General features: G+C 63.9%; 15 protein-coding genes and 1 other RNA gene. 7 read left to right on the top strand and 9 right to left on the bottom strand.

From position 1 onward, the window contains the following. Positions 1-166 precede the first annotated feature (166 nt). From HY852_RS15995 to HY852_RS15970, 6 genes are all read right to left on the bottom strand, one after another. Positions 167-676: a dihydrofolate reductase gene (locus HY852_RS15995; protein WP_291605744.1), complete on the bottom strand. Its 510-nt coding sequence runs from the start codon at positions 674-676 to the stop codon at positions 167-169. Then, positions 676-1161 (bottom strand): GNAT family N-acetyltransferase, encoded by a 486-nt coding sequence (locus HY852_RS15990; RefSeq protein WP_291605743.1) that lies wholly within the window; start codon positions 1159-1161, stop codon positions 676-678. Before HY852_RS15990 ends, HY852_RS15995 begins: the two co-directional genes overlap by 1 nt. 8 nt (positions 1162-1169) lie before the next feature. After that, positions 1170-1964: a thymidylate synthase gene (locus tag HY852_RS15985; protein ID WP_291605742.1), complete on the bottom strand. Its 795-nt coding sequence runs from the start codon at positions 1962-1964 to the stop codon at positions 1170-1172. A 179-nt stretch (positions 1965-2143) separates the two neighbouring features. After that, complete coding sequence (locus HY852_RS15980) at positions 2144-3127, bottom strand: tripartite tricarboxylate transporter substrate-binding protein (protein ID WP_291605741.1); 984 nt, start codon at positions 3125-3127, stop codon at positions 2144-2146. Positions 3128-3231: 104 nt separating this feature from the next. After that, positions 3232-4749, bottom strand: coding sequence for a tripartite tricarboxylate transporter permease (locus HY852_RS15975; protein WP_291605740.1), 1518 nt, complete (start codon positions 4747-4749; stop codon positions 3232-3234). Positions 4750-4756: 7 nt separating this feature from the next. Further along, positions 4757-5257: a tripartite tricarboxylate transporter TctB family protein gene (locus HY852_RS15970; protein ID WP_291605739.1), complete on the bottom strand. Its 501-nt coding sequence runs from the start codon at positions 5255-5257 to the stop codon at positions 4757-4759. A gap of 437 nt (positions 5258-5694) precedes the next feature. Here HY852_RS15970 and ssrA point away from each other — a divergent pair. The 7 genes from ssrA to HY852_RS15935 all read left to right on the top strand — a co-directional run bounded on the left by ssrA (position 5695) and on the right by HY852_RS15935 (position 11266). Then, positions 5695-6048, top strand: a transfer-messenger RNA (tmRNA) gene (gene ssrA / locus HY852_RS15965). Positions 6049-6219: 171 nt separating this feature from the next. Next, a complete protein-coding gene (locus HY852_RS15960; RefSeq protein WP_291605738.1) occupies positions 6220-6735 on the top strand; it encodes an SspB family protein in 516 nt (171 codons plus the stop codon). Positions 6736-6810: 75 nt separating this feature from the next. After that, on the top strand, positions 6811-8241 hold the full coding sequence (gene fumC, locus HY852_RS15955; protein WP_291605737.1) for a class II fumarate hydratase: 1431 nt from the start codon (positions 6811-6813) through the stop codon (positions 8239-8241). Between the two features lie 276 nt (positions 8242-8517). Beyond that, on the top strand, positions 8518-8706 hold the full coding sequence (locus HY852_RS15950) for a DUF4169 family protein (RefSeq protein WP_291605736.1): 189 nt from the start codon (positions 8518-8520) through the stop codon (positions 8704-8706). After that, entirely contained in the window at positions 8703-8951 is a 249-nt protein-coding gene (locus HY852_RS15945; RefSeq protein WP_291605735.1) for a ribbon-helix-helix domain-containing protein, read from the top strand. The genes HY852_RS15950 and HY852_RS15945 overlap by 4 nt, the downstream gene beginning before the upstream one ends. Before the next feature lie 143 nt (positions 8952-9094). Then, complete coding sequence (locus HY852_RS15940) at positions 9095-9370, top strand: FeoA family protein (protein ID WP_291605734.1); 276 nt, start codon at positions 9095-9097, stop codon at positions 9368-9370. Positions 9371-9388: 18 nt separating this feature from the next. Continuing rightward, entirely contained in the window at positions 9389-11266 is a 1878-nt protein-coding gene (locus HY852_RS15935) for a ferrous iron transporter B (protein ID WP_291605733.1), read from the top strand. A gap of 129 nt (positions 11267-11395) precedes the next feature. Here HY852_RS15935 and HY852_RS15930 read toward each other — a convergent pair whose 3' ends face one another. From HY852_RS15930 to HY852_RS15920, 3 genes are all read right to left on the bottom strand, one after another. Beyond that, positions 11396-11623 carry a hypothetical protein gene (locus tag HY852_RS15930; RefSeq protein WP_291605745.1) on the bottom strand — a complete coding sequence of 76 codons (228 nt, stop codon included), beginning with the start codon at positions 11621-11623 and terminating at the stop codon, positions 11396-11398. 36 nt (positions 11624-11659) lie between these two features. Then, the gene (locus HY852_RS15925; RefSeq protein ID WP_291605732.1) at positions 11660-12784 is read right to left on the bottom strand and encodes a DUF2336 domain-containing protein; all 1125 of its coding nucleotides are present in this window, start codon (positions 12782-12784) and stop codon (positions 11660-11662) included. Between the two features lie 162 nt (positions 12785-12946). Next, the coding region (locus HY852_RS15920) for an AsmA-like C-terminal region-containing protein (protein WP_291605731.1) at positions 12947-16522 on the bottom strand (3576 nt) is incomplete at its 5' end.

Raw genomic sequence — 16522 nt, 5'->3', positions numbered from 1 at the left:
GGGCCTCCGCCCTGATTCTTCCATGGCATCGACAGTCTCCTCGGCAGCCGGAGGATCCGGCCAGAATGTCCGCCCGGCTTTATAGGGGACCGCCACGGCCCTTACAACGCAAGCTTGACGCCTCCGAGCTATGCCTGAGCACGGAAATGTCAATTACCTAACGCAGTTAACGGGAGGCCCGCCGACGATATGTCACATAGGAGAAGTCGGTACTGTCATCTGGACCAGCCGAATGGCGCTCCCGCGCGACCTCCTGCCACTGCCCAGCTTCGATCACGAAACAGGTATCGCCCTCGGGCCGAGCGTGCACTTCCGTGACTTCCAGCCGGTTCGCGATATCCGTCCATTGCGCGTAAATCTCGGCGCCGCCAATCACGACTATCTCAGCGACCGAACGCCGCAGGGCATCGCCCGCTGCGATCGCCCGGGCATGCGCAAACGAGTTGGTCACGACCGCCCCTTCCGCACGGAAGTCCGCATCGCGGCTGACGACGATGTTGGTTCGTCCGGGAAGAGGCCTCTTCAACGAGACGAAGGTCTTGCGGCCCATCACCACCGGCTTGCCGATGGTCAGCGCCTTGAAGCGCTGCATGTCGGATTTCAGTCGCCACGGGATCGCACCGCGCGCGCCGATGACGCCGTTCTCCGCGACCGCGACGATCAGGACGACTTCCATCAGGAAGCCCCCTGCGCCAGTCGCGCCAGGGCCGCGCCGGTGACCCGGCAAACGGTCCATTCGTCCATCAGCACCGCGCCGAGCGATTTGTAGAACTCGATCGACGGCGTGTTCCAGTCCAGCACCGCCCATTGCAGCCGCGACCAGCCGTTGGCGACGCACTCCTTCGCGAGATGGTTCAGGAGCGCCTTGCCGATGCCGTTGCGGCGGAACGCGGGCCGGACGAACAGGTCCTCCAGGTAGATGCCGTGCCGGCCGCTGAAGGTCGAAAAGTTGATGAACCAGACCGCAAAGCCCGCGGGCTCGCCGCCCCACTCCGCGATGTCGCAGAACAAGCGCGGATTTTCGCCGAACAGCGCTTGCGCGATCATCTGTTCGGTCACCTCGAGCTCGTGACTGAGATTTTCGTATTCGGCAAGCTCGCGGACGAAGGACAGGACGAGGCCAGCTTCCTCGGGGCGCGCGCGACGAATGAGAAGCGACATCGGTTGGCTCACACCGCGACTTCCGCCTTGATGTGCGGGTGCGGATCGTACCCTTCGAGCGCAAAGTCCTCGTAGCGGAAGCCGAAGATGTCCTTGACGTCGGGATTGATCTTCATGACCGGCAACGCGCGCGGCGCCCGCGCCAATTGAAGTCGGGCCTGTTCCAGATGGTTGGAATACAGATGTGCATCGCCGAAGCTGTGCACGAACTCGCCCGCCTTCAGCCCCGTCACCTGCGCCGTCATCATGGTCAGGAGCGCGTAGGAGGCGATGTTGAAAGGCACGCCGAGAAAGACGTCCGCCGAACGCTGATAGAGCTGGCAGGACAGTTTGCCGTTCGCGACGTAGAACTGGAACAGGCAGTGGCACGGCGGCAGCGCCATCTTGTCGACCTCGGCCGGATTCCACGCGGTGACGATCAGGCGCCGCGAATCCGGATTGCGCCTGATCATGTCGACGACATTGGCGATCTGGTCGATGCTGCGCCCGTCGGGCGCGGGCCAGGAGCGCCACTGATGGCCGTACACCGGGCCGAGATCGCCGTTCGCATCGGCCCATTCGTCCCAGATGGTGACGCCGTGCTCGTGCAGATACTTGATGTTGGTGTCGCCCTTGAGGAACCACAGCAGCTCATGCACGATCGATTTGAGCGGCAGCCGCTTGGTGGTCAGCATCGGAAAGCCGGCCGACAGGTTGAAGCGCATCTGATGGCCGAAGATCGACAGCGTTCCTGTGCCGGTGCGGTCGCGCTTCTCCACGCCGTCTGAGAGAATCCGCTCGAGCAGATCGTGGTATTGATGCATGGCTGTCTATCGGGCTTTCGAAGGGGCCGAACTTAGCGGCCGCGCATGGCCTGCGACAGCGGCGGACGGCCGATTCGGCAATTATACCCGGAAAAATGCGCACGTCCGGCCCGAACGACAAGGGCGGAACCCGCGTTCCGCCCTGCCAGCCACCACGCCGATTTGACCTGCTGGCCTGTTCAACCCGCCGGCTTCAACACCGCCGTCCATTTGGTGATCTCGTTCTTGACGAGGGTTGCGAGCGCCTCCGGCGTGCGATCGGCCGGCTGCGGGATGACGCTGCCGAGCTCGAGCAGGCGCTTGCGAACGTTCTCATCGTCAAGCGCTTTTGCCGCCGCCGCGTTCAGTTTGGCAATGATCGGGGCCGGCGTGCCCTTTGGCGCGAAGATCGCGTTCCAGGCCTGGGCCTGGAAGGCCGGCAATCCGGCCTCTGCCGTGGTCGGCACGTTCGGCAGCGACGGGTTGCGCTGCGGTGTCGCCACTGCATAGGCCTTGATGGTGCCGGCGTTGATCTGCGGCACGGCATTGACGATCTGGTCGCACATGTAGTCGACCTGTCCGGCCACAAGCGCGTTCATCGCGGGTCCCGTGCCGTTGAAGGGAACGCTGATGGGCTGAACGCCCAGGATCGAGTGCAGAAGCTGACAAGAGACGTTCGATACCGAACCGATGCCGGCATGCGCCGCGTTGACCTTTTCGGCATTGGCTTTCACGTAAGTGACGAAATCCTTCAGATCCTTCGGCGCAAAGTCCTTCCGCGCGAGGATCAGGATCGGCGTGCCGGCCAGCAGTCCAACCGGCTCAAAGTTCTTCTCGGGGTGATAGGCGAGATTGGGATAGAGCGGCACCGAGGCCGCATGCGTGCCCATGTGACCGGTGATCAGCGTATAACCGTCATTGGCCGCGCGCGACGCCCGGGCGGTTGCCGTGGTGCCACCAGCGCCGACGACGTTTTCGATGATGATGCTTTGGCCCAGCGTCTGCGCCATATGAGCGGTGACGATGCGCGCGATGACATCGGTCGGGCCGCCGGCGGCAAACGGCACGATCATGGTGATACTGCGCGTTGGATAGTCTTGGGCCCGGGCCGGCGCGACCGCGGCACTGAGCAACGTGGTCAGCGCCAGACAAACGCCCGCAAGCGAGCGACTGTAGCTGTTCATCTCTTTCCTCCAGAAAGCCGATGCCGGCCAAAATGGCCGACATTCCCTTGTCACCTTGAAGTTCTTGAAGTGCACCACTTCCGCCTGCGACATGCCGACGCAGATCAGCCCTCTGACTCCACGAACACCTCGTCGCGCTTCGCCCGCAAGGCCGGCAAGACCGCGAGCACCAGGAGCGCGGCTGCGATCGCCAGCAGCACCGCCGAGAGCGGCCGGGTTACGAACACCGACCAGTCGCCCCGCGCGATCAGAAGCGCCCGGCGCAGGTTCTCCTCCATCAGCGGCCCAAGCACCATGCCGAGCAGAAGCGGAGCCGGCTCGAAATCGTGCTTGATCAGCCAGTAGCCGACCAGGCCGAACACGCCGGCAAGAATGACGTCCGTCGGCGCGTTGTTGACCGAGTAGATGCCGATCGCACAGAAGATCACGATCGAGGGGAACATCAGCCGGTACGGCACGCGCAACAGGCGAACCCAGATGCCGACCAGCGGCAGGTTGATGATGATCAGCATCAAATTGCCGATCCACATCGAGGCGATCATGCCCCAGACAAGGTCCGGCTGCTTCTGCATGACCTGCGGCCCCGGCACGATGCCGTGAATGGTCATTGCGCCGACCATCAGCGCCATCACCGCGTTCGGCGGAATGCCCAGCGTCAGCAGCGGAATGAACGAGGTCTGCGCCGCCGCGTTGTTGGCGCTCTCCGGTGCTGCCACGCCCTCGATCGCGCCGCGGCCGAACCGTGACGGAGTCTTGGAAAGCTTCTTCTCCAGCGTATAGGCGGCAAAGGAGGCGATGACCGCGCCGCCGCCCGGCAGGATGCCGAGGATCGATCCGAGCACCGTGCCGCGTCCGATCGCAGGCGCCGCATCGGACAAGTCCTTCCTCGTCGGCATCAAGCCCGTGATCTTCTGTTGCACGAGCGTGCGGTCCAGCTCGGCGCCGGCGTCCAGATTGCGAATGATTTCCGCAAAACCGAATAGGCCCATGGCGACCGTTGCGAAGCCGAGGCCGTCGGCAAGCTCGGGGATGTTGAAGGCCATGCGGGACGCGCCGGTCTCGATGTCGGAACCGACCATCGAGAGCAACAGTCCCAACACGATCATCGCGATCGCCTTCAGCACCGAGCCCTTCGCGAGCACCACCGCAAAGATCAGGCCGAGCACCATCAGCGAGAAGTATTCGGCCGGCCCGAACGCCAGCGCGAGCTTTGTCAGGGGAGCACCGAGGGCCGCGATCAAGACCGTGGCCACACAGCCGGCGAAGAACGAGCCGATTGCGGCGATCGCCAGTGCCGGTCCCGCGCGGCCCTGTTTTGCCATCTGGTGGCCGTCGAGGGCGGTGACGACGGAGCCCGCCTCACCGGGAATATTGACCAGAATAGACGTGGTCGAGCCGCCGTATTGGGCGCCGTAATAGATGCCGGCGAGCATGATCAGCGCACCGACCGGCGGCAGGCCGAACGTGATCGGCAGCAGCATCGCCACGGTTGCGATGGTCCCGATGCCCGGCAGCACGCCAACCAACGTACCGACCAGGGCGCCGATCAGGCACATCAGAAGGTTGATCGGCGTGAACGCAACCGCAAAGCCGAGGGTGAGGTTAGCAAAGAGATCGACCATTACGCCCTCACCGGATCAGGAAACGCGGGAACAGCGGCATCGGCAGACCGAGCACGTAAGGAAAGAGCACGGCGCAGCCGATGGTGAGGCAAATGCCCACGATGATTGCTTCCATCCACCGCGTTTCCGACGAGCCGAGCGCGGAGATCAGAAAGCTGGCCAGGCCGGAAATCACGAGCCCGAGCGGGCGAATGGAAATCGCGAAGGTCAGGATGGCGAGCGAAATGAACAGCGGCCCTCGCCAGTGATAGGCCGCAAGATGCGGCCCCCCCGTGACCAGACCGACGACCATGATGGCGAAGCCGAGCCCGAGCAAAAGGATCCCAAACATGCGCGGGGCGGTTCCTGCGCCAAAGGAGAATCCGTGCATACCCGGCAGGTCGCTCGAGGCCCAAAGCGCCAACGCTGCGATCGCCATCAGCGCGATGCCGCCGACAAAGTCCTGTGGGCCACGGACCCATCTCGGCAGGACGGACCTGCCGGGTTCATCGTTCGGCCTGTGAGTCATCGCGTTAATCTCCCCCGCTTTCCGGGCTTCCTGCCCCATTTTGTCGTCGCATGGCGTTGAGCTCGCCTCGCTTTTGCCTAGCGACTTTCGCCGGACAACGCCAGAAGAACCCAAAAGGCCTCAGGCAAGCAAGGAGTTGACTCAAAGGAGCTGACCCACAGGGCAACGCAGCCACGGCCGCCCCCAGAATCGCAGCCCCTGCAAGGGGCTGGTTTGCGCCGGAAATCGAACTGCTTGCGGCCATTCGCAAGCGGAACCGGCGTCAGGCCGGATGACGACCTGGCGAGCGCGAACCGGCTGGAACCCAGCGCGCCGCCGGCGCGGTCACGATCCGCGTGGGCCGCGCTCTGCGCACCGGCCTAAAGGCCAGTCCCGAACCCATAACCAGCCGTCGAAGTAGGTTCCGGCAGCCAATGGCCGCGCAATACGCCGCCAGGACCCTATTTTTCTCAGGGTTTCCACCCTATATTGAGACCGCCGGTTCGCCGGCTATGGAAATAAATGGCCGTCGCAATAAACCTTTCGGACCCGGGGGCGGTACCCGGCGCCTCCACCAAAGCCCGCTTCGATCGGGTTTCGGCGGGGGCGAAATAGGATCGACGAGGGCGTAAAGGGCGTGTTTTTTCCCGGTATTGTTCCGCCGTTATCGGGCTACTGCAATAGTTGCCAACGACAACTATGCTCCGGTTGCTCAGGCTGCGTAACGCAGTTTGAAAGACCACTCTAAAGTCCTAGCGGGTTAAGCTCCGCTAGGCGGGGTTCGGAGGCACCTGGCAACAGAAGCCTCCACTTCTCTTTTAATCTTTGGCTTTCGTGCCGCTCGCGGCGAAACCTGCAGGACAGGCGCCTGGGAACGCCCTGCTGACCTTGGCGTCCCGCCGGGGTACCATCGTAGAAATGAGCGAGTCGGGCCGGCGTAGCCGCCGTCACGCTCCAGCCGGACCAACGCGACAGGACTGAAAATGGCGACCGATCATATCCGATACGACGTGCTGGCACGCGACGCGCTGCGAGGGGTGCTGCGCAAGGTGCTGAGCGACACGGCCGCGCACGGATTGCCCGGAGAGCACCATTTCTTCATCACGTTCGTCTCGAAGGGCGAAGGCGTGAAGCTGTCGCCTCGGCTGCTCGCGCAATATCCGGAAGAAATGACGATTATCCTGCAGCACCAGTTCTGGGATCTGGTCGTGCATGAGGACCGCTTCGAGGTCGGCCTTTCATTCGGCGGCGTTGCGGAGCGGCTGGTGGTCCCGTTCAGCGCCATCAAGAGCTTCCTCGACCCTTCGGTGAAATTCGGCCTGCAGTTCGACACTTCGGACGTCGCCGAGACACCGCCGGCCAGGCTGCCGGCGAGCCCCGCGCCTTCGGCGGTGTCGGCTCCGGTGCCCGAGGCGGAGAAGCCGGCAGAGGCGGAAGAACCCGCCAAGCCGAGCGAGGGCGCCGAAGTGGTGCGGCTGGATCGTTTCCGGAAGAAATGATCCGCACCTCAAGCGCGACCATAGCGGCTATATAAGTGGGCATGTGCCACCCGCCGCGGCCGGGCCGCACGACCAATGGACATGCCCATGGCCAGACCGAGCAGACCAGCACCAGGAAAGTCCACCCGCGTTGAGACCGACAGCTTCGGTCCGATCGACGTTCCCTCCGATCGCTACTGGGGCGCGCAGACCGAGCGGTCCCGACGTAATTTCCGCATCTCGCAAGACCGTATGCCGATCGAAATCGTGCGCGCGCTCGCGATCGTCAAGCTCGCCGCCGCCCAGACCAACCGCGAACTCGGCCTGCTCGATAACCGCCGCGCCAACGCCATCATGCGCGCCGCGCGCGAGGTGATCGACGGCAAGCTGGACGAACACTTCCCGCTTGTCGTCTGGCAGACCGGTTCAGGCACGCAGACCAACATGAACCTGAACGAGGTCATCGCCAACCGAGCCAACGAATTGCTGGGCGGGGAGCTCGGCGCGAAGAAGCCGGTGCATCCCAACGACCACGTCAATATGAGTCAGTCGTCGAACGACTCGTTCCCTACCGCGATGCATCTCGCGGCGGCTATCCGCATCACCTCCGACCTGATCCCTGCGCTCAACGTGCTCCTGCGTAGCCTTCGGAAGAAAGAGAAACAGTTCGCCCGCATCGTGAAGATCGGGCGCACCCACACCCAGGATGCGACCCCGCTGACGCTCGGTCAGGAATTCTCCGGCTACGCCGCCCAGGTCGAAAGCGGCATCGCGCGGCTGCGAACGGCGGTGCGCGAGCTCTATCCCCTGGCGCAGGGCGGCACCGCCGTCGGCACCGGGCTCAACTCGAAGCCGCGCTTTGCGAAGCTGTTTGCCAAGCACGTCGCCCGCATCACCGGCCTGCCTTTCACCAGCGCCACCAATAAATTCGAGGCGCTGGCATCCAATGATGCCTATGTGTCCGCACACGGCGCGATCAATTCAGTGGCGACGGCACTGTTCAAGATCGCCAACGATATCCGCCTTTTGGGGTCAGGCCCGCGCTCCGGACTGGGCGAACTGATCCTGCCGGAAAACGAGCCCGGCTCCTCGATCATGCCCGGCAAGGTGAACCCGACCCAGAGCGAAGCCGTGACGATGGTGTGCTGCCAGGTATTCGGAAATCACACGACGATCACCGTCGCCGGCAGCCAGGGGCATTTCGAACTCAACGTCTACAAGCCCGTTCTGGCATATTGCATGATTCACTCGGTCACGCTGCTGGCTGGCGCCGCGCGCTCGTTTACCGAGAATTGCGTCGATGGCATCCGCGCCGATGAAAAACGCATCCGCGAGTTGATGGAGCGGTCGTTGATGCTGGTAACCGCGCTTGCTCCCAGGATTGGCTATGACAACGCCGCGACAGTTGCAAAAGCTGCGCATTTGCATGGGACGACATTGAAGGAAGAGGCGGTCCGGAACGGCTTTGTCTCGGCCGCGGAGTTCGATCGGCTCGTGCAGCCGGAAAGGATGACGCGCCCAGGCTAGAAAGCGACGCTCGCCTCCGTAATCATACGGAGATTGAACATTAGTGGATCATAGCTCCAAAAGAATGACTTTGATGATTGTCAATTGTCGCTGCGTCGGCCCGTGCTAGATAAAAAAGAATCTCCTGTTCGTTGATAGGAATTCATCCTTCATGCGACTAAGAGAGAGGCGACAGGCGAGGACGACCAAATGGCAATCAACTCAATCGGAAAATGGCACGGCGTTTCGAACGCTTCGACCGGTGCCGTGATGGAGGTCAGATGACGGAGACTGGGCATGGTGAACGTCATCAATCTGCGGCGCTTCAGGAAACGCGCGGAGCGCGAATCCTCGGCGAAGCAGGCGGAAGCAAACCGGTTGCTGTTCGGTCGCACGACGGCCGAGCGCAAGCTGGAAAAGACTCGCAAGACGCGCGCGAGGATGCTTCTGGACCAGCATCGGATCGAGCGCGGGGAGACAACATGAAGTCGCCAGTCGTCAAACGTTCGATCGTGGTCGCCGGTCACAAGACCAGCGTCAGCCTCGAGGAAGCGTTCTGGAACGGGATGAAAGAAATTTCCGGCCTGCGAAACATGACCTTGTCGGAGCTGGTCGGGGAGATCGACAACAACCGTCAGCAAGGCAACCTGTCTTCCGCAATCCGCCTGTTCGTTCTCGATTACTTCAAGAACCGGATCGCAGCGGCCCAGGAGCCGAGGCCGCAAACCTGATCGACCGCTCGGGCGCCTTGATGAGGCGCCCGGAAGCGTGTCTCACCCGCATGACTCCTTCCTGCAACTTATAATCCCTCTAAGGTAACCCTCTTCTTGGTCAGCACACTTGACCTGCCCGCCTGCGATTGAAAATACAGGTCATGATCGAAGAGAATGACACTCGCTTGCAAATTCCCTTGGGGACGGCCAACCGAGGGTACTCAGGGATAATCCAGCATCTCTCCGCGCAAACCGCCGGGTCTGCGTTATCCGATCATGAGCTCGAGAGCCGGCTGATCGAGCTCGGCTTTGTTGAAGGCGCCAGAGTCGAGATCCTGCACGAAGGCATCGTGGGCCGCGATCCGATCGCGGTGCGCGTCGACAACGTCACCATTGCAGTACGCCGTCGCGAGGCCATGGCGATCATTGTCGCCTGAGGCGGCCGGACCAGAGCAATGGAAGCTCCGTTGATGCATCTCGCGCTGGTAGGCACCCCGAACTGCGGCAAGACCTCCTTATTCAACGCACTCACCGGCAGCCGACAGAAGGTCGCGAACTACCCGGGCGTCACCGTCGAACGCAAGGAAGGCTTCTTCGTCACCCCTCACGGCCGGCAGGTGTCCCTGGTCGATTTGCCCGGTACCTACTCGCTGCGCGGGCGCAGCCCGGACGAGGAGATCACGCGTGATTTCGTGTTGGGCAAGGCCGACGGCGAAGCAGCCCCCGATCTTGTGCTCTGCGTCGCCGACGCCACCAACCTCCGGCTCACGATCCGCCTGCTGCTCGAGCTCAAGCGCACCGGCAGGCCGCTGGCACTGGTGCTCAATATGTTCGACATCGCGACCAGGCGCGGCGTCGACGTCGACGTGGAGCGGCTGTCAAAGGAGCTCGGCGTTCCGGTCGTCACCTCGATCGCGGTGCGCAAGGGCGGCACGGCCGACCTCCTGCGCCTGACCGACGAGATCTCGGAGCACGCCAAGGCACAATCGTCACTGGCGCAGGACCGCTGGGAGCCGCTCACCCTTTCTCAGCTGCGCGCGAAGCAACGCGAGGCCGACCGGATCATTGCGGCGAGCGTCAGCCTGCCCACCCGGCCCGACACCTGGACGGCGCGGATCGATGCCGTGGCGCTGCATCCGGTCGGCGGGCTTCTGGTGCTGGGCCTGATCCTGTTCGTGATGTTTCAGGCGGTGTTCGCCGGGGCACAGCCGCTGATGGAGCTTCTGAGCGAGGCCTTAACCGCCGCCGGGCAGTTCGTGCATGAACACGTGTCCGCCGGCCTGCTGCAGAGCTTCCTGGCGCACGGGGTGATCTCCGGCGTGGGCAGCGTGATCGTGTTCCTGCCGCAGATCGTGATCATCTTCCTGTTCATCCTGCTGCTGGAAGATTTCGGCTACATGGCGCGCGCGGCCTTCCTGATGGATCGCATCATGGGCGGCGCCGGCCTGCACGGCCGAGCCTTCATTCCGCTGCTGTCGAGCTTTGCCTGCGCTATCCCCGGCATCATGGCAACGCGGGTGATCGACGACCGCCGCGACCGGCTGACCACGATCCTGATCGCGCCCCTGATGACCTGCTCGGCGCGCATTCCGGTCTACACGCTGATCATCTCCGCCTTCATTCCGGCGCGGCAGGTGTGGGGCTGGATCAGCCTGCAGGGGCTGGTGATGTTCGGGCTCTACGCCATCGGCATCCTCAGCGCGCTTCTCGTGTCGTTTCTGATCAAGTTCTTCATGTGGCGCGACAACGCGCCGGCGCCGTTCATGCTGGAATTGCCCGACTACAAGATACCGCGCGTGGGCAGCATCGCGATCGGCGTCTACACGCGGGCGAAGATGTTCCTGCAGCGCGCCGGCACTACCATCTTTGCGATCATGGTTTTGATCTGGTTTCTCGCCTCGTTTCCGCAGCCGCCGGCGGGCGCGGAGGAGGCTGCCATCAACTACAGTCTGGCGGCGATGATCGGCAAGGCCGTCGCTCCCCTGCTGGCGCCGGTCGGCTTCAACTGGCAGATCGCGGTGGCGCTGATCCCCGGCATGGCGGCGCGCGAAGTCGCGGTCGCGGCGCTCGGCACCGTCTATGCGATCGAGGGCGGCAAGGAGGCGGCCGAGCAAATCGGCCAGGCACTGGCGACGAAATGGAGCCTGGCGACGGCGCTTGCGCTGCTTGCCTGGTACATCTTCGCGCCGCAATGTGCCTCGACCCTCGCGGTGATCCGCCGCGAGACCGGAAGCTGGAAATGGATGGCGATCACCTTCGCCTACATGCTCGCGCTCGCCTATGCCGCGAGTTTTGCAATCTACAACATGGCCGTTGCACTCGGCGCCGGCTAGCGCAAACTATCGCGCTCTAGCTTTTGCTTTAAGCATGATCTGGCGGCAGATGCTCCGCGTTCGCCGCAGAGAAATCACTGCTCACCCGGTGCTGACCCGGACTCCGCGTCCGGATCATGCTCCAAACGGTCACCTGAAATACTCGAGCACCAGGTGCATATCCGAGGGGGCTGCGATCGTCCCATTCAGATTGGCATCGATGACCCTGCGGCATGCATCGACCGCGGCCTGGTCGCCAAGGTCGTTGGCGGCTTCGAGGACCAGCCATGCCGCATCCGTCGGGTTCTCGGCTCGCGGCGCCATGGCGTTCGCGGCGAAGTGCTTCTTCGCACCAGTTTGGAATTGGATGGTGTTCATTGCCAAACTCCCCTGCGAAATCTGAAAATCGGCATCTCAGTGCACCTGCAGTTCCGGCTGCCGGTTAACGCCGTGATCGGCCGATCCGACGTGCCTGCGCGACCGATAGAACTCCAGGATGGTGCGCGAGGTGTCGATGTTGAGGCGGGCAAACTCTTGTTCGAGACTGTGAAGATCGCCCGCAGTAATGCAGTGATCCTTGGCCCCCAGGAACAGCAGCGACATGGTCGTACCCCACGAGAAGTCGAGGGCCTTGGCCAAGACCAGCAGCATGTCGCGGTTGCGGTCCATCAGCGCGCGCTCGATCACGTCGCCCGGTAGCGTGGACAGCAGGGACAACCCGATCGTAACCTCGTCGAGGCGGTGAGCCCGCGCATATCCGGAAATGCTCTCCTCGTTGAGGTTGCCGAGCCGGTGCTGTGTCGTCACGACGCGCTTGGCGACGAAGTAGCTGCGGGATCCAGGACCGAACTTCGATTGCAGCGTGCCTGTTACGTCGGTGACGGAATTGTGGATCTGCTCCACCATCTCCGGTCGCTCGCTCTCCAGGCGCTTCCTCACGTCGTCCGACGCCTTTGCAATCAGTTGCTGGAAGACATGCCGGGAAATGTCCTTGCGCAGCCCGAGTTGCTCGGCAAGGATGGAGTCGCCGTCGGCCCGCTTGATCATGTGCAGAAGGCCCCAGCCGGAAATGCGCGCGCCTTGGTTCTTCGCGACCGACGTCACGACTTCCTGATCGCCCCGTTTCACCAGCACATCCGTTACGGCCTCGGCGATCGACACGCGCTGCGAGATCGCCAGCAGGTGCGGCTGGCCCTTGGTCATCGCGTTCGCGACGAGTGTTTCTTGGTCGATCCGGAGGGATTCGCGCAGCACGGGTCCCGCGACGACGATCTCGTCGTCAAAGGCAAGCTGGCGGATGACATCGAACGGGGCATGGTTGCAGGCGGCGAGCAGTTCGGCGAGCTGCGCACGGGCGGCAATTTCGATCTCGTCCGCCAGCCGTCCGATGACTTCACCGAATACGCTGATCTCGTCCTCGCTGTACCGACCGGTAATCAGCAGATCGGTCGCATGCCACAGTGCCCGCGACCGGCTCTCGTCCGTACCGCGTGCGATGGCGTCGTCCAGATCCTGCAGAAGCGACTTCGCTTCAATCATCGCAGCACCAGCCCCATTTCACAGAAACCGAGGTTTCAATGGGGCCGAATCTACACGCCAAACACGAGCGTCAGGTAAAATCAGCGAATAGGTTTTGCTGGCCAAAATTCGCTAAAATGCCGGGCACTTTCTTCGTCAGCACGCAACGTGCCAGCCTTTGCGTCACGGATTTGCCGGCGGCGTCAGGACGAGCGGCGGCCGCAGCTTCGGCCTGACCGGAACAGGACCCGGCGGCGGCTTGACCTCGATCGGTGGCGGCAGCGGAGCGGCGTGCTGGGCCTCCACCGGGGGATTGGGTGTGGAGGGCGTGACGGCGGCCGGCGGCCGCGGCGTCGGCGCGGCTCTTGGCTTCAACTGGAATCGCCGCGGATCGGTGCCGGGAAGCGGCGCATCTGACGGCGGCTGGTTATGGAGGCCGGCACCAGGCGCGGCCGGGGACGGCAGCGCGGCCGTGGCCGGCGGTGGCGCCTCGCCACGTTCGATCGCGTCGAGCCGCCGCGTCTCGCGATCGATCGCCCGCACCGCAAGCCATGACGACAACGAGGTGACGTCGACCGTGCGGCTCAACCTGTCCGGAGGGCCGGCGGCGAAGAGCTGGATTTCCGGGCGGCTGTTGCTGTTGCCGATCGTGGTCGATGTCAGGCTGGCACGGATATCGGCCTGATCCGCAGGGATATCATAGCCGCCCGAAACGATGGCACGCGCATTCTTGCCATCCAGCGTGGTCGCGCCGACGCGCAGGCGCCCGTCCCGGATGGTAAAGGGAATCTGGGCGGCGCCGACCGCCAACGAGCCGGACGAAAGCGCCGGCTCGACGATTTGTCGCAACCTGGTGTCATCGGTCGCCTGGCCACTGTCGCTGGCACGGACCGCAAGTTCAAACGCGCGCGGATCGAGCCCAACGATCTCAGCGGAATCCAGGTTTACCGTTCCGTTGCCGGAAAGCGTGCCGGTCAGCGCCGCGATACTTCGTCCTTGGGTCGAAAGCGCCATCTGCAGCGAAAGGCGGCCCTTGGGCAGGTTGAGCTCGTGGTACTGCAGCGCGGCCGAGTCGACACCGGACAGCTGGACACGCGCATTCAGCGCCATGCCGTGGTCGCCCTCCCTCAGGTCGATGCTCGCTTTCACCTCGCCGCCGCCGACCACGCCCTCGATTTGATCGAGTGTCATCGACTGGCCATCGGTCTTGAGCGTTCCGCTGATCGGGCGCATTTCGGCGCCGCCGGGGAGCACGCCGCGCAATGCCTGGAAGGCGATCCGGCCGCGCCAGCCCTTCAACAATCCAGGCGCGAGCGGCTCCGCCGCATCATGGCCGGCGGCCCCGATCGCGACCGCGAGCGCAGGCGCGAGATGGAGGGTATCAAGGCCGACTTCGCCGTCGATGCTTCTGTCCTGGTCGAGCATCATGACGAGGTGACCGCGCAGGCGCGAGCCTGAGACGGAACTATCGAGGTCGTGGAAGGTCAGCCGTTTGCCCGCAAGCGTGACACGCGAGGACAGGCTGACGTTCTGCGCCACCTTGTCCGGGGCATCGATGCCGAATAACGGTGCGAGATTGGCGCTTCGGACGCGCAAGTCGACGCTGGCCTTGGGCTCATCCGCGAACGGCTCGGCGCTGCCCTGCGCATCCGCATCCAGTCCATTGCCGGAAATCCTGGCGTTCAGTTGCAGCGGCTTGCGCCATGCACCGGTCACAGACGCCTCGAATCTGGCCGGCCCCTCGCCTGCGACAGCCGCACGGTCTAGACCCAGCAGCGCCAGCAATGCCACTCCTCGCTGGGATGACAGCCTTGCCTGCACACTCATGTCGCTGCGCGAGAGCGCGTCAAGGTCCATGCCGCGGAGCGCGGACAGGGCAGGCGCCCCCGACGCGCGGATTTGTCCTCTGAGTTGGGGCGTTTCGAAGTCGAATTGAGCCAGCGCAGCGCGGCTGCCCGCCACCCCTTTGTTGTCGCCAATGTCGAGTACCAGGCTTGCGCTTGCCGGACCCGAACCGGAATCCGTCGCAGCAAGACGCGCAGCCACTGTCGGTGCAAGCGGTGTGACAAGACTGGCGATCCGCCCGAGCGAGGCCGCGGTTGAATTGAGCACCAGCCTTCCCTGCAAATTGACACGATCGAAATTTCCGCCGCCGTCCAGCGTCACGCCGCCGGCCGACCCGAATTTCAGCTGGTCGAGCACGAAGCTGTTCTGATCATAAGCAAGTTTTGCTGAAAACGGCTGCAGTTCCTGGCCGGCCGAAATGGCGCGTCCGATATCGAGCGACAGCCTGGCCTCGTCCGGCCACTCGTTCTGCGGGCCGGCCAACGATCGCACGAAACCCGAGGCGGCATCGAGATCGAGACGATCGCCCTTCAGCTCCGCCTCGATATGCGACCCCTTGTTGACCGCGGCCTGCGAGAACGCCACACGTCCTTCCACCGCGCCGCCGTCGATGTCGGCCTGGAGCGATTCGATCGAAAGATGGTTGGCGGCGATGGTCACGGTGCCCTTCAAGCGCAGCGGCTTCTGGTTGCGCAAGCCGACCTCGCTGCGACCCTGCAGCCATGCGATCAGCGTATCCGGGTCGGAGGATTCGATGGCGAGCCTGCCGCTCAGGCTATCGGTTGCGCCCGGCCGCGCCGCGGCACCGTTCAAAGCGATCTGGGTCGCGCCGGGCGCGCGCAGGTCAAGGCGGTGGAAAATCCAGGTGTTGCCGTCGGTGCGCAATTCGGCGGCGATGTTCGTCAATGGACGACCGCCAAGCGTGACCTGTTCGCAACTGAACTCGATCTGCGCCGCAATCGGCATTTGCGGTATCGCCGCCAGCGCCGTGCGCAGCATCGGCAGGAGCCCTGCCGGCCCGCCATTGTCCCTGCCCATGAACCGGTCGGCATCGAGCTGGCGCGCCGAGAGCGCGGCGCGCAGCAGCGGCGAGGCGCCGAACGCGATATCGCCGGCTCCGGCGAGCTTGAGCGCCGTTTCCTCCGCGCCATAGCTCGCCTCGACCTGGTCGAGCCTGGCGCCGGCCGGATCGGCCTTCACCTTCGCGGCAATCTTCCAGGGCGTCGGCGCCGCCTCGCCCGCGCGCTGCTTGGTCTGAGGTACGGCCAGTGTAACCGCCCCCTCGAAACGCGGCACGCGCGTCTCGAAGGCGAGCAACCCATCGAGATCGACCGACAACGGCCGATCGCCGGGATCTACGCTGAAGTGAACGCGCAGGCCGTTGCCATCAGGAGTTTGGCCCGAGGAGACCCGAAACGGGTAGCGGGTGTCGTAGACGGTGAAGCTGCCATCGCCGCGCACCGATCCTGCGAGGGAGCGTACGTCGCCGCTAAAGGCGATGTCGTTGAGCTCGAGCGTCGAGCGGCTTGCGGCATCATGGAGGGCGATGCGGCCGGTCAGGTTCAAACGGTCGATCGAGAGCGACGCCGGGTCGAAAGTCCCGTTGGCGGCCGGCAGGTCGACCCGCCCCTTCGCATCGAGACCGAGATCGACCGCCATGCCGTTGACGGTCAGTTCCGTCGCGCGCCACTCGCCGCGCATCAGGGAGCCCAGGCTGAACTCGACGTCGAGCTTCTCGGCGTGCAGCTTGCCAGGATCGTTGGCGCCCCCCACCGTCACCGAGCGCAGGCGCAGGGTCGGCGTCGGCAACAGGCGCGCGTCAAGCTCGCCGCCGACGTGCACCGGCGTGCCGATGATCCGCGTCGCTTCGGCCTCGAACTGGGGGCGGAACTGATTCCAGTCGATGAAGTACGG

The organism is Bradyrhizobium sp. (assembly GCF_016213215.1).
In the GTDB taxonomy this organism is placed as follows: domain Bacteria; phylum Pseudomonadota; class Alphaproteobacteria; order Rhizobiales; family Xanthobacteraceae; genus Bradyrhizobium.
Note: the sequence above shows the minus strand (reverse complement) of the source record. Positions and strands in the feature narration are given on the sequence as shown.

Excerpts from the sequence above, each read along its gene's own strand:
- HY852_RS15940 (WP_291605734.1), top strand. The coding sequence starts at position 9,095 with ATGATCGAAGAGAATGACACTCGCTTGCAAATTCCCTTGGGGACGGCC.
- HY852_RS15925 (WP_291605732.1), bottom strand. The coding sequence starts at position 12,784 with ATGATTGAAGCGAAGTCGCTTCTGCAGGATCTGGACGACGCCATCGCA.
- HY852_RS15990 (WP_291605743.1), bottom strand. The coding sequence starts at position 1,161 with ATGTCGCTTCTCATTCGTCGCGCGCGCCCCGAGGAAGCTGGCCTCGTC.
- fumC (WP_291605737.1), top strand. The coding sequence starts at position 6,811 with ATGGACATGCCCATGGCCAGACCGAGCAGACCAGCACCAGGAAAGTCC.
- HY852_RS15985 (WP_291605742.1), bottom strand. The coding sequence starts at position 1,964 with ATGCATCAATACCACGATCTGCTCGAGCGGATTCTCTCAGACGGCGTG.
- HY852_RS15945 (WP_291605735.1), top strand. The coding sequence starts at position 8,703 with ATGAAGTCGCCAGTCGTCAAACGTTCGATCGTGGTCGCCGGTCACAAG.
- HY852_RS15935 (WP_291605733.1), top strand. The coding sequence starts at position 9,389 with ATGGAAGCTCCGTTGATGCATCTCGCGCTGGTAGGCACCCCGAACTGC.
- HY852_RS15975 (WP_291605740.1), bottom strand. The coding sequence starts at position 4,749 with ATGGTCGATCTCTTTGCTAACCTCACCCTCGGCTTTGCGGTTGCGTTC.
- HY852_RS15995 (WP_291605744.1), bottom strand. The coding sequence starts at position 676 with ATGGAAGTCGTCCTGATCGTCGCGGTCGCGGAGAACGGCGTCATCGGC.
- HY852_RS15980 (WP_291605741.1), bottom strand. The coding sequence starts at position 3,127 with ATGAACAGCTACAGTCGCTCGCTTGCGGGCGTTTGTCTGGCGCTGACC.
- HY852_RS15960 (WP_291605738.1), top strand. The coding sequence starts at position 6,220 with ATGGCGACCGATCATATCCGATACGACGTGCTGGCACGCGACGCGCTG.
- HY852_RS15930 (WP_291605745.1), bottom strand. The coding sequence starts at position 11,623 with ATGAACACCATCCAATTCCAAACTGGTGCGAAGAAGCACTTCGCCGCG.
- HY852_RS15970 (WP_291605739.1), bottom strand. The coding sequence starts at position 5,257 with ATGACTCACAGGCCGAACGATGAACCCGGCAGGTCCGTCCTGCCGAGA.
- HY852_RS15950 (WP_291605736.1), top strand. The coding sequence starts at position 8,518 with ATGGTGAACGTCATCAATCTGCGGCGCTTCAGGAAACGCGCGGAGCGC.